15 protein-coding genes are annotated in these 13,198 nt (G+C 45.3%); 8 read left to right on the forward strand and 7 right to left on the reverse strand.

Annotated features, from left to right (window positions below):
- Nucleotides 1-75 precede the first annotated feature (75 nt).
- Complete coding sequence (locus tag QUA57_RS09790; protein WP_333060598.1) at nucleotides 76-528, reverse strand: nucleotidyltransferase domain-containing protein; 453 nt, start codon at nucleotides 526-528, stop codon at nucleotides 76-78.
- A gap of 353 nt (nucleotides 529-881) precedes the next feature.
- Nucleotides 882-1,286: a hypothetical protein gene (locus tag QUA57_RS09795; RefSeq protein WP_333060597.1), complete on the reverse strand. Its 405-nt coding sequence runs from the start codon at nucleotides 1,284-1,286 to the stop codon at nucleotides 882-884.
- A gap of 152 nt (nucleotides 1,287-1,438) precedes the next feature.
- On the opposite strand from QUA57_RS09795, the gene QUA57_RS09800 reads away from it, so the two are divergent.
- The 6 genes from QUA57_RS09800 (at nucleotide 1,439) to QUA57_RS09825 (ending at nucleotide 6,429) form a co-directional block, all read left to right on the forward strand.
- Nucleotides 1,439-2,875: an NB-ARC domain-containing protein gene (locus QUA57_RS09800; RefSeq protein WP_333060596.1), complete on the forward strand. Its 1,437-nt coding sequence runs from the start codon at nucleotides 1,439-1,441 to the stop codon at nucleotides 2,873-2,875.
- A gap of 76 nt (nucleotides 2,876-2,951) precedes the next feature.
- On the forward strand, nucleotides 2,952-3,251 hold the full coding sequence (locus QUA57_RS09805; RefSeq protein WP_333060595.1) for a type II toxin-antitoxin system HigB family toxin: 300 nt from the start codon (nucleotides 2,952-2,954) through the stop codon (nucleotides 3,249-3,251).
- The gene (locus tag QUA57_RS09810) at nucleotides 3,235-3,639 is read left to right on the forward strand and encodes a transcriptional regulator (protein WP_333060594.1); all 405 of its coding nucleotides are present in this window, start codon (nucleotides 3,235-3,237) and stop codon (nucleotides 3,637-3,639) included. The genes QUA57_RS09805 and QUA57_RS09810 overlap by 17 nt, the downstream gene beginning before the upstream one ends.
- Nucleotides 3,640-3,697: 58 nt before the next feature.
- Entirely contained in the window at nucleotides 3,698-4,597 is a 900-nt protein-coding gene (gene trpC / locus QUA57_RS09815; protein ID WP_333060628.1) for an indole-3-glycerol phosphate synthase TrpC, read from the forward strand.
- A 350-nt stretch (nucleotides 4,598-4,947) separates the two neighbouring features.
- On the forward strand, nucleotides 4,948-5,193 hold the full coding sequence (locus tag QUA57_RS09820) for a DUF5340 domain-containing protein (RefSeq protein WP_041623669.1): 246 nt from the start codon (nucleotides 4,948-4,950) through the stop codon (nucleotides 5,191-5,193).
- 78 nt (nucleotides 5,194-5,271) lie between these two features.
- Nucleotides 5,272-6,429, forward strand: coding sequence for a pyridoxal-phosphate-dependent aminotransferase family protein (locus QUA57_RS09825; RefSeq protein WP_190737851.1), 1,158 nt, complete (start codon nucleotides 5,272-5,274; stop codon nucleotides 6,427-6,429).
- Nucleotides 6,430-6,488: 59 nt separating this feature from the next.
- On the opposite strand, the gene QUA57_RS09830 is transcribed toward QUA57_RS09825, so the two are convergent.
- The 4 genes from QUA57_RS09830 to nblR all read right to left on the reverse strand — a co-directional run bounded on the left by QUA57_RS09830 (nucleotide 6,489) and on the right by nblR (nucleotide 8,848).
- Nucleotides 6,489-6,704: a DUF2949 domain-containing protein gene (locus QUA57_RS09830; RefSeq protein ID WP_190737853.1), complete on the reverse strand. Its 216-nt coding sequence runs from the start codon at nucleotides 6,702-6,704 to the stop codon at nucleotides 6,489-6,491.
- A gap of 195 nt (nucleotides 6,705-6,899) precedes the next feature.
- Complete coding sequence (locus QUA57_RS09835; RefSeq protein WP_333060593.1) at nucleotides 6,900-7,031, reverse strand: hypothetical protein; 132 nt, start codon at nucleotides 7,029-7,031, stop codon at nucleotides 6,900-6,902.
- A 493-nt stretch (nucleotides 7,032-7,524) separates the two neighbouring features.
- The gene (locus QUA57_RS09840; protein WP_333060592.1) at nucleotides 7,525-8,040 is read right to left on the reverse strand and encodes a DUF192 domain-containing protein; all 516 of its coding nucleotides are present in this window, start codon (nucleotides 8,038-8,040) and stop codon (nucleotides 7,525-7,527) included.
- Nucleotides 8,041-8,152: 112 nt separating this feature from the next.
- Nucleotides 8,153-8,848: a response regulator transcription factor NblR gene (gene nblR / locus QUA57_RS09845; RefSeq protein ID WP_333037968.1), complete on the reverse strand. Its 696-nt coding sequence runs from the start codon at nucleotides 8,846-8,848 to the stop codon at nucleotides 8,153-8,155.
- 243 nt (nucleotides 8,849-9,091) lie between these two features.
- On the opposite strand from nblR, the gene rbsK reads away from it, so the two are divergent.
- The gene (gene rbsK / locus QUA57_RS09850; RefSeq protein WP_333060591.1) at nucleotides 9,092-10,012 is read left to right on the forward strand and encodes a ribokinase; all 921 of its coding nucleotides are present in this window, start codon (nucleotides 9,092-9,094) and stop codon (nucleotides 10,010-10,012) included.
- A 277-nt stretch (nucleotides 10,013-10,289) separates the two neighbouring features.
- Here rbsK and QUA57_RS09855 read toward each other — a convergent pair whose 3' ends face one another.
- Nucleotides 10,290-11,567 carry a ribulose bisphosphate carboxylase small subunit gene (locus QUA57_RS09855; protein ID WP_333060590.1) on the reverse strand — a complete coding sequence of 426 codons (1,278 nt, stop codon included), beginning with the start codon at nucleotides 11,565-11,567 and terminating at the stop codon, nucleotides 10,290-10,292.
- 128 nt (nucleotides 11,568-11,695) lie between these two features.
- Here QUA57_RS09855 and QUA57_RS09860 point away from each other — a divergent pair, with 128 nt between their 5' ends.
- Entirely contained in the window at nucleotides 11,696-12,967 is a 1,272-nt protein-coding gene (locus tag QUA57_RS09860; RefSeq protein ID WP_333060589.1) for an aspartate aminotransferase family protein, read from the forward strand.
- The last annotated feature ends 231 nt before the right edge of the window (nucleotides 12,968-13,198 follow it).

Genomic DNA, 13,198 nt, shown 5'->3' on the forward strand with positions numbered 1-13,198 from the left:
TCTTGTTTTATATCCCCGACTTGTTGAATAAGTCGGGGATTTCGGCATACTGTTTTACGGCGGTGGTAGAGCAAGTTAAAGGTGATGAAAGTGCTCGCAATTGCATCTTTTAGCATTCTCCAGAACAGGCAAGATGCCTGTTCCACAAAGAGTAAGTTTTTTTGTGGGGTGGGCATCCTGCCCGCCCGTAAAAGGCTTATTGAGAAATGAAATTCCCTCTTTGCGAATGTTCCGCAATAAAGGCCCGTTATAGTGCGTAAATCGCTGTTCGTCCATAAACAGACAGCTAAGGACTTCATCATTTTGGAGCGACAAATCGGCTCGAATGTGGCTGGTTCTTTTAATTTCTTCGCCTGGGTTTACTTGCCCTTTGAGGACGACTAAAATATCAATGTCAGAGTCTGGGCGTGCATCGCCTCTGGCTTGGGAACCGTAGAGTACCATTTGGGTGAGGCGATCGCCGTACAGTTGCTCGAAGTGCGATCGTAATTGCGTCAGTATGTTCTTAAGTTTATCGTTAATGCTCATATTTGTTGTAAATGATTGGAGGGCGATCGGGATTATTTCGTTATACCAAATATCCCACTCCGATTTTCTCCTACTCACTATAGTTTGTCTTATAAATGGTTGTCAAAGCGGTAAAAATTCCCTATGGTGTTGGAGAAACAGAATTAGTGATACTCCAAAAAAGAGTGATCGCACCTCAATAATAGAAGGGCGATCGCCACGAGCAGTTTACGTTTTTTCTTATTTCACTCCTGGGAATTGGCAATCAAGCTGCCAATAGAAAATGAAGGGTTTCAGACTACGACCTAAAAAATGTCCGGACTATTGATTTAAGAACGGTACTTAGTTGTAGCTTAGCTAGCTTAATAATCGGCTTACTTACAAGTTACTTTCGTCAGGTACATTGTACATCTTTCACAAAATTCCCATTGCTCACTTTTTGGATTCCACTGCATAGTGCCGACGGTACTATCACGTGCGTAATCAAAAGTTAGGGCTTGGGTATATTGATTTGCCTTGCAAAAAGCATTGGCGCCTTGCTGACGTGCTGTCCTATTTGTCCCACTAGCACCTTTTACTGTTACATCAACTGGAATATTATCTCCTTCCGTTGGATTGCGAAAAACCTCTACATCATCATTCTGAGCAATATAACCAGACTTACCAGTATTTCCAGTATTTTGATTGCTTTGGGCTTTTGTGGGCAGGTTAGAAGTAAGGAGCGAAATAGTTAAACCTAGAACGAAAAAAACACCGGAAATGGGTTTCATACCTTTCATAACTGTTGAGTGGAAATCTTTATGTAAACATCATCTGCAAAAACTTCTTTTTTGCCAGTCGGAAAAAGTCGGGACTTCAACAACCGACTCAAATCAAAAAAAGTAGGAAAAAGTAGGATACAATCAGTTAAACTCTAATAACAACGCAACCTATGAACGTTCAAGAAGTCATAAAAATTGCCGACGACCTAGTTTTTGTTAATACGGGAAAACACTTAGACAATCTGCAAGAGATGATACTGCGGGGTACTTTACAATGTCAGAAATACTCAATAATAGCAGATGAATCTCACTGTAGTGAAGGCCACGTCAAAGATATTGCATCTGAATTATGGAAGCTACTATCAGAATTATTAGGTGAAGAAGTCAATAAATCAAATTTTAGAGTCACATTCGAGCGATTAAAATTCTCAAGTGCCGGGAACTTCTATAAAGATTTTGTACACATTGGTAACGTCAACGTCTGTGAAAATAATTCACAGTCCCCAAAAGTCCCCAATTCACCAACCGATGAAGAACTTGTAAACAAAGGCAACACTGAACCAAAATCCCGTCAATTCTTAGCTGAAATGCCTAAGTCTGGTATTTTCTACGATCGCACATCCGAGAGCACCACCCTCAAACAGTGGATTCTACACGAAAACACCCGCTTACTCGCCATACTAGGCATAGTCGGCATTGGCAAAACAGCACTCGCCGTACACCTAGTAGAACAAATCAAACATGAATTTGATTTCATCATCTGGCGAAGTCTCGCCACATCTCCACCCCTGTCAATACTTCAAACAAATATAATTCAATGCTTCTGTATGGGCGGTGTCCCCGTGCCCGCCCCAGAGGAAAAAGCAACCACAGGGGGATTGCCCCTACTAAACTACTTACAAAAATACCGCTGTCTGCTGATACTTGATGACGTACAAATGGTGAACAGCAGCGGACAACTCGCAGGTAATTACCAACCAGGATATGAAGATTACGGCACGTTATTCCGGCAAGTAGGAGAATTATCTCACAATAGTTGTTTACTCCTACTCACTTCGGAACAACCCAGAGAAATTGCCGCATTAGAAGGCAAAAATCAACCCGTTCGTTCATTACAACTGAATGGTTTAGGTGCGGGCGCGGGGGAAATTCTCAGAGAAAAAGGTTTAGCAGAAGATGAAAACTGGTCAGAATTAATTGAACAGTACAGAGGTAATCCCTTGTGGTTAAAAATAGTTGCGACAATGATTCAAGATTTATTTAACGGCAACAGCTCTGAAATCTTGTCGGATGATACACTATTTTTAGGTGATTTAGAATCTTTACTCCATCAGCCATTTAATCGCTTATCCGAGTCAGAAAAACAGGTAATGTCATGGCTAGCGAGTGAAACCGCGCCAGTTTCAATCTCAAAAGTGCCAGATAATCTGCAATTATCTCGATCGCAATTGTTGAAAATTATGCAATCCTTGGCACGGCGTTCATTAATTGAAAAAATCCCGGAGGGCGAACGTACATTTTTCAGCCTTGGGCCCGTACTAAAAGAGTATGTCAAAACTAACTATCCCCGCCAAAACATAGAAAAAGAAGCCCGATCACCCTTTTAGTAAAATTGGGGTTTTAGCCGTTCGCACTTAAATTTGATAGAATTAGGTATCTGCAAAACATCTGAACGATCGCTCAATGCACGTTATCAGTCGCAAAAAATTAAGAGACTACTGCCAAAATCATGCTGATTCCTGCGAAGCCCTCGATGATTGGTACAAGATTGCTAGTCAAGCCAACTGGACTAAACTTATTGAAGTTCAAACTATTTATCCTCAAGCTGAAGCAGTTGGAAATTTTACAATTTTCAATATCAAAGGAAATAAATATCGCTTAATCGTAAGTCTTAACTATCAAAAGCAGATTGTTTATATCAAGTACATTTTGACTCATTCAGAATATGACAAAGGCAACTGGAAAAATGACCCTTACTTTTGACTCCGACAGGTACAGCAGCCTGCTATCTCAATATCAACCTCGAATCATCAAAAATGAAGATGAAAACGATACTTTTTTAGAAATAGTTGAAAACTTGCTATCTAGGAAAAATCTAACTCCCGAAGAAGATACTCTGTTAGAACTTTTAGTCAAACTAATTGAGGATTTTGAAGAAAGTCACTATCAACTGAATGCTTCAACTCCCCACTCAAGACTTCTGCATTTGATGGATGCTAGAAGTTTAGAACTAGCAGATTTAGTAGAAATTATTGGCACAGTTGAGACGGTAACTGAAATCGTTAACGGTCAGCTAGAAATTAGCAAAAAACAAGCTGAGGCTTTGGGAAATTTTTTTCATGTAAATCCGGGTTTGTTTCTGTTTGATTAATCGTAAACCATTATATAATACGTTGAAACTTGTTACGATCGCCCTTTATCCCCCTATCATGCTTCAAATCCGTCGCCGTCCCCCCAGCACATCCGTCTCCGTCCTCTACCTCAGCTACCAAATCGCCGTACCCGACGCCGAACCCCAGCACATCCTCGAAGAAATCGTCTGGCAAAAAGAAGCTGAAGTTGCCCAAAAGCGCGATCGCACCCCGTTATCCGATCTTCACAAAAAACTCCCCTTTGCACCGCCAACCCGCGACTTTCTTGCCGCCCTTAAAAACGGCCAAACCACACCCGCTATCATCGCCGAAGTTAAAAAAGCTTCCCCCAGCAAAGGCGTAATTCGCGAAGATTTCGATCCAGTGGCGATCGCCCTAGCTTACCAACAAAACGGCGCCAGTTGCATCTCCGTACTCACCGATGAAAAGTTCTTTCAAGGCAGCTTCGACAACCTCGCTAAAATCCGTGCCGCCGTCGATTTACCCTTACTTTGCAAAGAATTTATCATCTATCCCTACCAAATCTATCTCGCCCGGATTCACGGCGCGGATGCTGTATTGTTAATCGCAGCCATTCTGTCAGATAAAGACTTACAATACTTTGTAAAAATTGTCAAGACTTTGGGCATGACAGCTTTGATAGAAGTTCACACTCTCGAAGAACTCGATCGAGTATTAACGCTAGAAGGCGTCAACCTGATCGGTATCAACAACCGCAACCTAGCAGACTTTTCCGTCAGCCTAGAAACTACCGCTCAACTATTAGCCGATCGACAAACCGAAATCCAAGCAAAAGGCATCCTCATCGTCAGCGAGTCAGGAATCCACACTCCCGACGACTTAACTCAAGTTGCCAGTGCCGGCGCCCAAGCCGTCCTCATCGGCGAATCCCTAGTCAAACAGCCGGATCCGGGTGCAGCTTTAGCCTCGCTTGCCGATCGCCCTCCCAGCCTGTGAAAGGCGAGACCGCTTGACAAACCACCCTTAATTCTGATAAAAAATGATTAAGTAGGTAAATAATGAGAATTTCTAGCCTGCATCGACTCAAGCGCTACTGTAAAAAAAAATAGCACTCAAAGCTATATTGCATAGAAATATTTTGCCAGACAGCAATTAAATCTATTCTGTAAGCGGGTCGATCGCAAGATTTAGCGTGTCCAACGCACCCAGCCCCGAATATTCGATCGGCAAAGCAGGGGGTTATTGTACGGTTAGAAAACAAATAAAAAATCGGGCATCTAATGTTCACCTGTGATGCCTCATGCAATTGCAATGGGGTATCGGTTCGCTGAGGTATATTAGCTTTCATGGAGCCAATCCCCCTTCCTTCGTACATTCATTATGAATTGCTACTTCAATTGTTAGAACGCAAAACGATGTTTGCTGTCAGTCCACAATCGCCGCAGCAGCAACAAGTGCACCAACTTATTATTACACTGCGTAAAGCCCTTGCCATTCAAAAGCAATTAGAACAAAGCTGCGAGCGATCGAACTTAGCGGTAGAACACCGCTGGTCTCTAAATGAAATTAACCACAAGGGAGTTAAAAGTTAAAAAAGTTAGAGTAGCGACGTGACGTATCGTATTTGATTTATTCTATATAACTCCCACAGAAAAACTTAGGACAATATCATGGACAACAAATTAATGCTGATGATTCCCGGCCCGACGCCGGTACCTGAAGCGGCCTTGTTAGCGATGGCAAAACACCCGATGGGCCACCGCAGCAAGGAATTTGACGGGATTTTTGCAGAATGTACCGAAAATTTGAAATGGCTGCACCAAACTAAAAGTGACGTGCTGAGTTTAACCGTTTCCGGTACCGGCGCGATGGAAGCTGGGATAATTAATTTTTTGAGTGCGGGCGATCGAGTTTTAGTTGGCACTAACGGCAAATTTGGCGAACGTTGGGCCGAAGTCGCCGAAGCTTACGGTTTAAACGCCGAAATTATTAAAGCCGAGTGGGGCCAACCTTTAGACCCCGAACACTTCCGCGAAAAACTCGAAGCAGATACAGAGAAGCAAATCAAAGCTGTCATCATCACCCACTCGGAAACCTCCACCGGCGTCCTCAACGACCTCGAAACCATCAACCGCCACGTTAAAGCCCACGGTGAAGCTTTAATTATGGTCGATGCTGTCACTAGCTTAGGCGCTGTCAATATTCCGATGGACGCTTGGGGAATCGATGTCATTGCTTCGGGTTCTCAGAAAGCTTACATGATTCCTCCAGGTTTGGGTTTTGTGGCCGTCAGTCCCAAAGCTTGGGAAGCTTATAAAACTGCGAAACTGCCGCGCTATTATTTGGATTTGGGTAAATACAGCAAAGACGCTGCAAAAAATACCACTCCTTTTACTCCCCCTGTCAATATGTTTTTTGCCCTGCAAGCATCGCTGCAGATGATGAAAACAGAAGGGTTGGAAAATGTTTTCGCGCGACACCAACGCTTAATGAAAACTACTCGCGCTGCTGTCAAAGCTTTAGGTTTGCCGTTGTTTGCCGCTGACGAAGCCGCGAGTCCTGCGATTACTTCGGTTATGCCACCAGAATCCGTAGATGCTCAAAAAGTGCGGACTTTGATGCGAAAGAGATTTGACATTGCTCTCGCCGACGGACAAGACCATTTGAAAGGTAAAATCTTCCGAATCGGTCATTTGGGCTTTGTGTCCGATCGCGATATTCTAGCAGCAATTTCCTCTTTAGAAGTGGTGTTGCGAGAATTGGGTCATGAAGGCTACACTCCTGGTGCCGGCGTTGCCGCTGCTGCGAAGCTTTTGGCTGAATCTTAATCCCAGTTATTAAAGGATTTTGGATTTTTGATTATTTATATCTAAAATCTAAAATCCTTTTAATATGCTTGGGATAACCAATCAAAGATTTTATCCAACTGGTCGAGAGTGACTAAACCGTATTGCCACAGAACCATCGGCAAGGAATTCGGGTCTTTATCAGGCTGCCGCTGTTTGTCACCGCCGACACGTTCGGCGACAGCAATTGACGCGGGAGAAATTGCCAAATCTTCTTGTAAAAATCGAATTAATCGAGTGTATGTAGCGGGTGCCATGTGATTTCACCTCTAAGTATAGGACACCATTTTCTGATGTGAACCTGATGTTTTTGATGAGTAATAAGCCAGTTTTAAATTTGTCTTATAACCGTCGATAGCTGTTAAAACAGTATTAGCGGTTGAACTGCCAAACGTAATGCTGAGTGCGACTGTAAAGCTAACCTTTCCCAAAAAGTGAAAGGTTTTGCAATTTTACTGATGTCGGCCCGATCGACTTGCGATCGCGATCGAACTTAAACTGAATACCTCGGCATCTTTGCAGCGCGAATCAGAATTTATTCTGCTACCTAAAACTACTAAACCAGGTTCAGAGTTTAACTTCATCTGCCGAAATGCAGAATCCGCAAATCTACTTCGGCAAAATTAGTTAGATATTTCGATCAAACCCAAAACTGCTACCAGAAGTTAAGTTTGCCAATTACCGCCAATTAACTTGGCTCGTAGCATATTACTTTAGATAGGTTTAGTAGATTTACCTCGCTCGCCAGAACTTCCAGAGAATTTCTTTTCGTGTTGCTATACCTTGAGGCTGAGTATCGTCTCTCAGGATTGGTAACGAGTCGCTGACTCGTCTCATACCTGCGACCAACAATCTACAGCTTCCGGAAACAAGCTCAAGTCCTGACTGGCTGAGATCGACATCGTAGCAAATCTTTCGGTGTTTGTACTGAATGTTACATTAATATTCTAATAGATTTAATCAATTTTTGTAAAGTTTCTAAATTTTCTCCGGTATTCCGAAGGTAGGGGGCTCTCTGGGCGATGGAAAGCGGGGGATTGTGTCTGTCTGCAGCTTTTACTGAAACAGTCCGAAGTTTTACTGAAAAAACTCGATTGCAAGACGATCGCCCACTTTGACACCGAGTTCAGCAGCCCGCCCGCCCCGGAGTTCAATCACTCGATCGACAGCAGTATCGGGCCCGTAGGTAGGACAAGGCTCGGCAGTACAAGGAGGTGCAGAAACTTCGATCGCCTCAACCACCCCATCCCGGACAAAAATCATATCCAGAGAAATCTTGCAATTTTTCATCCAAAAATTGACCCGCCGCGCCGCTTTAAACTCAAACAGCATTCCTCTGTCATCCGGCAAAGAAGTTCTGTACATTAAACCCATAGCTTGCTGTTCCGGTGTTTTCGCCACTTCGAGTTCGATTGGGCGATCGCCTATCCGAGCTCTAGCAGAAACAGGCAGCATTTGACCCGATGTTGTCGCAGTCGGAGACCGATCCGCCACAATACCAGTAGCACCAGCATTGGCGACAGGTAAATTCGGCGAACATCCCAGCAAAAATATACTTACTCCAATACCGAGCAAAGTAGCTAAATAATTCATATTGATTTTAGATTTTAGATTTTAGATTTTAGATTGCTAATTGACTATTGGACATTGGATATTGGACATTGGAACTAGCCAACAGCCAACAGTCAACAGTCAACTGACTGCTTCAAGCTTCCCGCATCACATAGCCAACACCGCGCACCGTCTGAATCAAGCGCTTTTCGCCCTCATCTTCAATCTTGAGGCGCAGATAGCGGATGTAAACCTCAATCACATTCGACTCGCCCAAAAAGTCGTAACCCCAAACATTTTCCAGAATTTGTTCCCGAGTCAAAACCTCGCGGGGATGTTCCATCAAATACTTTAGCAGTTCAAATTCCTTCATCGTCAGGTCGATCGCCCGTCCGTTCCGCAGGGCCCGCCTAGAGGCCAAATCCAAAACTAAATCGCCAAACCTCAATTGTTCGTTGCTGCTGTTATCCGGCTGCAAATACAAGCGCACCAACTGCAAAAACTCCTCAGTGCGGTAAGGTTTGAGAAAATAATCATCCGCCCCAGCTTCCAGACAAGCTACGCGATCGTCAACTGTATCACGACCGACAAGTAGCAGCACCGGCACCCGATTGCCAATACTTCTGAGGTAAGAACACAGTGATAGCCCCGACTCAGCGCCAAGTATCCGGTCAATTACAATCAAAGCAGGCTGCAATTCACGGGCTAAATTTTGGCCGGTGGCGGTGTTAGAAGCTACTACCGGTTCATAGCCGGAGGATTTTAAATCTAGACTCAAGTGTCCGGCGAGAACTTCGTCTGTTTCAACTAGCAGGACACAGGGATTGCGATCGAGAGTAATTGCAGCCATTGAATTGACCGATGAAGACCATAACTGTTCTAGCACGTCTTAAGGAAGACAGGGAGAGGGGGAGAGAGGGAGAGGGGGAAAGTGGGAGAATGGGAGAATTATTAATTACCAATTAAGCTATTTGGCATTTAAATTGAAGCTTGCTTGCCCCGGGCTATCCTGCCCGCCCCACAAGAGTTTAAGTAAAAAGTAGCTTACAAATTAAATGCGCTACAGCTTACCAATTACCAAATTGAATAATTTATGACCATCATCGTATTCGGCAGTATCAACATCGACCTAGCAGCAAAAACTCCCCGGTTGCCGCAGCCAGGGGAAACTATCATCGGTAGCAATTTTTTCACGGCAGGCGGCGGCAAAGGAGCAAATCAAGCCGTCGCGGCCGCCCGTCTCGGCACTTCCACCCACATCATCGGTCGCGTCGGTAACGATAAATTTGCTGAAGAATTATTGACAAGTTTACAATCTTATGGTGTAAATACAGACAATGTATTAATAGACCAAAACACTCATTCAGGAGTGGCAATTATCGCCGTAGACGAGACAGGTCAAAATAATATTATTGTGATTCCGGGCGCGAACAATAATGTCGGTGAAGCAGATATAGAACGTCTCCAAAAACTGTTAACACCAGCTACATCCTTGCTGTTACAGTTAGAAATTCCCCTGGAAATTGTCCAAAAAGCTGCGAAAGCTGCTCGTCAAGCGGGGGTGCGAGTTATTCTCGATCCAGCACCGGCTAGGGCGGATTTGCCGATCGAACTTTATCCGCTAATTGACATTATCACGCCGAATGAAGTGGAAGCCAGTCAGTTAGTCGGTTTTCGGGTGAATGACACGGAAACAGCGATTGTAGCTGCCAAACAGTTGCAGGAGCGCGGTGTCAAGAATGTTATTGTCAAATTGGGCGATCGCGGGGCTGTTGCTGTTACTGCGGATGAAACCTTTTTTGTACCGGCTTTTGCTGTGGAGGCGATCGACACTGTGGCTGCTGGCGATGCTTTTAACGGCGGGTTGGCCTCTGCATTAGATGCCGGTCTGTCCTTGTCAGAGGCGGTGCGGTGGGGCGCAGCAGCGGGCGCTTTGTGCACAACTAAAGTGGGTGCTCAAGGTGCTATGCCCGATCGGGCAATTTTTGATAAATTTTTGCAGAATTTAATTTAAATTTATGAGAAGGAGTCAGAAGACAGAATTCTAAATTATCAATTCCCCAGGCATGAAGTCAGGGGTGTCGGTAAGGAAATATTTTTTTATTGTCTCATATTAAAATCGGAGGCTTTAAACCTCGATTCTCCATCCTGTCCCACAGAGCCCATTCTTGATTCTGGGTTCTGAATTATGAATTCTTCTTTGGTAAGGTGCGCCGAAGAGCACCCTACGTTAACTTTCCAAACGCGCATTACTGGAACTTGTAAGGTGCGCCGCATAGCACCCTACTTGTCTACTTTTCTGGCCGCTGAATAATTGTTTCAACTACCCGCCGCTTAACTTTTGGATCGATACCAATCAGCCGCACGTATTCGCCGCCGTGTTCCGCCAAACAAGTTTCTAAAGATGCAACCACATCTTTTTCCTGTGCATTGTTAATCGTCGCGCAACTTTGCCAAGAACCAGTCTTAAATCGGCGATTATCTGCATATTCCATGCCAATTTTGCAGCCTCTTGCTAATAACTGTTTTACTTGTTCCAATACCTCGGAACTCAGCCGCGCCGCATGACCGTTACCACCTTCAGAACTTGGCTCGACGTAAGCCTTATAATATTTGGATGACGGGTCGTTTAATTCACTTTGCGTTGGCCCAGCCGCCGCAGCCTTGGGGGTTCCTTGAACGTTGAACAGGCGCGATTGGTTGTATTCATCTACTAAGCGCATTTCCTGAATCCGCTTTTGTTGACCCACCATCAAATTGCCCATTTCTAATAAATGAGCGAGGCTGAAATTCGGGTTCTGGAAATCTGGCGCTGCTTCCAAAGTGTTTACCAAACGCTTGGAAACTCGCTCAATTCCTACTTGGTGAATGAATTCGCGGATTTGTTCGTCGTAAATGCGCGATCGCAAAGCACTAAAAAAGTCGATCGACTGATCGGGAAAATGATCGACTAACCCCACAATATCGGCTTTTGACAACTTGTCAGACTCAAAAATTCCCCCAACAATGCCAATTTTATCATCCCGGCTGGGTTCCCAATAAAACTTCTCCATCCGCCCGTCGCGAATCAGCGGCGCGTACAGGGTAGAAAAATCATTTCCCGTGACAATAATCGGCACTCGGTGCAGTGGCGTACTGTCATAACTTCCCGGTAACTGCACGTTAGTTGGATTATCAGCAATATTCATCAGAGTCGCATTGACCATCTGAGTATTGACAGTATATTGAGTAGTAGAATCGAACCTGCCAGCACCGGCATCCAAATCATTAATAAAGATGGCGCACATCTCGCCCCGCACCCGAATTTGCTCCGCCGCTTCCCGGTAGCGCAAGCGAATTAAACGCGCCGGATCTCCTGCATCCGGGCTTTCTAATTCCCCACCAGATATCATCACCGGTTCAAAGCCCATCCGCCGAAAAACCAGTTCGGTTTGAAAAGTTTTGCCTTCTCCTTTGCGGCCGTGAATTCCCAAAATTAGGGGAACTCTTACTCCGGGCAAATTTAAAAAGTTTTTAGTGACGTGCACCGCAACTTTATCGAGAAAGTTAGGAGAAATGTAATAACTCATCAGTAGATTTGTGAGGGAGTAATTGAGGTTGCTGTTATGATTTTATGACAAAACTAACAGCCTGCACCGCTAACCTGGATTTTTACCGTACAATCGAGGTCTGAATATTATGTGTTAAGGAGCGATTCGTGAGTCCAGAAACCTTACTAAAAGAACCAAACGTGCAAGCCGAAGCCAGTCCCTTCAGTTCTGAGAGCTTCGACAGCTATGTAATGACAACTTACGGGCGTTTTGCGATCGCCCTAGAACGGGGCCTGGGCTGCCGCGTTTGGGATACCGAGGGCCGCGAATATCTCGATTTTGTGGCTGGTATTGCTACCTGCACTCTGGGACACGCCCACCCGGCAATGATTGCAGCGGTAACTCAGCAAATTCAGACCCTGCACCACGTTTCTAATCTTTATTACATCCCCGTACAGGGCGAGCTGGCAAAGTGGCTTGTAGACCATTCTTGCGCTGACAGAGCCTTCTTTTGCAACTCCGGCGCGGAAGCTAATGAAGCGGCAATTAAACTCGCCCGCAAGTACGCCCACGAAAAATTAAATATCTCGAATCCGACAATCATTACCGCCGTTGCGAGTTTCCACGGACGGACTTTGGCGACAATTACGGCAACGGGACAGCCTAAATATCAGAAGGGTTTTAGCCCTTTGGTTGCCGGATTTCACTACGTGCCCTACAACGATATTAGTGCGATCGAAAGTGCGATCGAGCAACTCGACAAAGACGAACGCCAAGTAGCAGCAATTATGCTGGAAGCGCTGCAAGGCGAAGGCGGAGTTCGCCCCGGAGATATCGCCTACTTCCAGCGAATTCGCGAAATTTGCGACGAAAAAGGCATTTTGCTCATTCTCGACGAAGTGCAAGTCGGGATGGGACGCAGCGGCAAATACTGGGGCTACGAAAACCTCGGCATTGAACCGGATATCTTTACGTCTGCCAAAGGATTGGGCGGCGGTATCCCGATCGGCGCTATGCTGTGCAAATCTTTCTGCGATGTATTTGAACCGGGAAGTCACGCCAGCACTTTCGGCGGCAATCCTTTTGCTTGCGCTGTAGCTTTGTGCGTTTGCCAAACTTTGGAACGGGAAAACCTTCTAGAAAACGTGCAGCAGCGCGGGGAACAGTTGAAAGCAGGGCTCAACAAGTTGGCGGCCGAATATCCGCATTTAATTGCCGAAGTGCGCGGCTGGGGTTTGATTGTCGGGATGGAATTGCAAGCTGACATCGAACTGACATCGGGCGATATCGTCAAATCTGCGATCGCCGCAGGAGTTCTGTTGGTTCCTGCAGGGCCGAAAGTGCTGAGATTTGTCCCGCCGCTGATTGTCACTGCCGCTGAAGTCGATCGAGCTCTGCTGGCAGTGGAGTCAGCCTTGCGCTCTCAAGCGGTACAGTAAAATCTACTGAGTTGATTTTTGTTAGCTGTAGCGCTGAAACTCGCGCAATATCCTAGATAACTCACTTAGTCGAGGACACACTCTTCCTCAGAAACCGGGTTTCTTTCGAGATTCCTCGTTACCAAACCCAATAGTTTCCCAGAAGCCCGGTTTTTTGGCCTAAGTCCGATCGGGGTATAAAGTAAACCCGCCCCGCTGCAAGTCTGTCAGGGCGGGTTTGTCAAATTTAGA

Source organism: Microcoleus sp. Pol7_B2, assembly GCF_036701035.1.
Taxonomy (GTDB): Bacteria; Cyanobacteriota; Cyanobacteriia; order Cyanobacteriales; family Microcoleaceae; genus Microcoleus.

Excerpts from the sequence above, each read along its gene's own strand:
- QUA57_RS09855 (WP_333060590.1), bottom strand. The coding sequence starts at position 11,567 with ATGAGTTATTACATTTCTCCTAACTTTCTCGATAAAGTTGCGGTGCAC.
- QUA57_RS09805 (WP_333060595.1), top strand. The coding sequence starts at position 2,952 with ATGCACGTTATCAGTCGCAAAAAATTAAGAGACTACTGCCAAAATCAT.
- QUA57_RS09820 (WP_041623669.1), top strand. The coding sequence starts at position 4,948 with ATGGAGCCAATCCCCCTTCCTTCGTACATTCATTATGAATTGCTACTT.
- QUA57_RS09795 (WP_333060597.1), bottom strand. The coding sequence starts at position 1,286 with ATGAAAGGTATGAAACCCATTTCCGGTGTTTTTTTCGTTCTAGGTTTA.
- QUA57_RS09810 (WP_333060594.1), top strand. The coding sequence starts at position 3,235 with ATGACCCTTACTTTTGACTCCGACAGGTACAGCAGCCTGCTATCTCAA.
- QUA57_RS09830 (WP_190737853.1), bottom strand. The coding sequence starts at position 6,704 with ATGGCACCCGCTACATACACTCGATTAATTCGATTTTTACAAGAAGAT.
- trpC (WP_333060628.1), top strand. The coding sequence starts at position 3,698 with ATGCTTCAAATCCGTCGCCGTCCCCCCAGCACATCCGTCTCCGTCCTC.
- rbsK (WP_333060591.1), top strand. The coding sequence starts at position 9,092 with ATGACCATCATCGTATTCGGCAGTATCAACATCGACCTAGCAGCAAAA.
- QUA57_RS09800 (WP_333060596.1), top strand. The coding sequence starts at position 1,439 with ATGAACGTTCAAGAAGTCATAAAAATTGCCGACGACCTAGTTTTTGTT.
- nblR (WP_333037968.1), bottom strand. The coding sequence starts at position 8,848 with ATGGCTGCAATTACTCTCGATCGCAATCCCTGTGTCCTGCTAGTTGAA.
- QUA57_RS09835 (WP_333060593.1), bottom strand. The coding sequence starts at position 7,031 with ATGAAGTTAAACTCTGAACCTGGTTTAGTAGTTTTAGGTAGCAGAATA.
- QUA57_RS09825 (WP_190737851.1), top strand. The coding sequence starts at position 5,272 with ATGGACAACAAATTAATGCTGATGATTCCCGGCCCGACGCCGGTACCT.
- QUA57_RS09790 (WP_333060598.1), bottom strand. The coding sequence starts at position 528 with ATGAGCATTAACGATAAACTTAAGAACATACTGACGCAATTACGATCG.
- QUA57_RS09840 (WP_333060592.1), bottom strand. The coding sequence starts at position 8,040 with ATGAATTATTTAGCTACTTTGCTCGGTATTGGAGTAAGTATATTTTTG.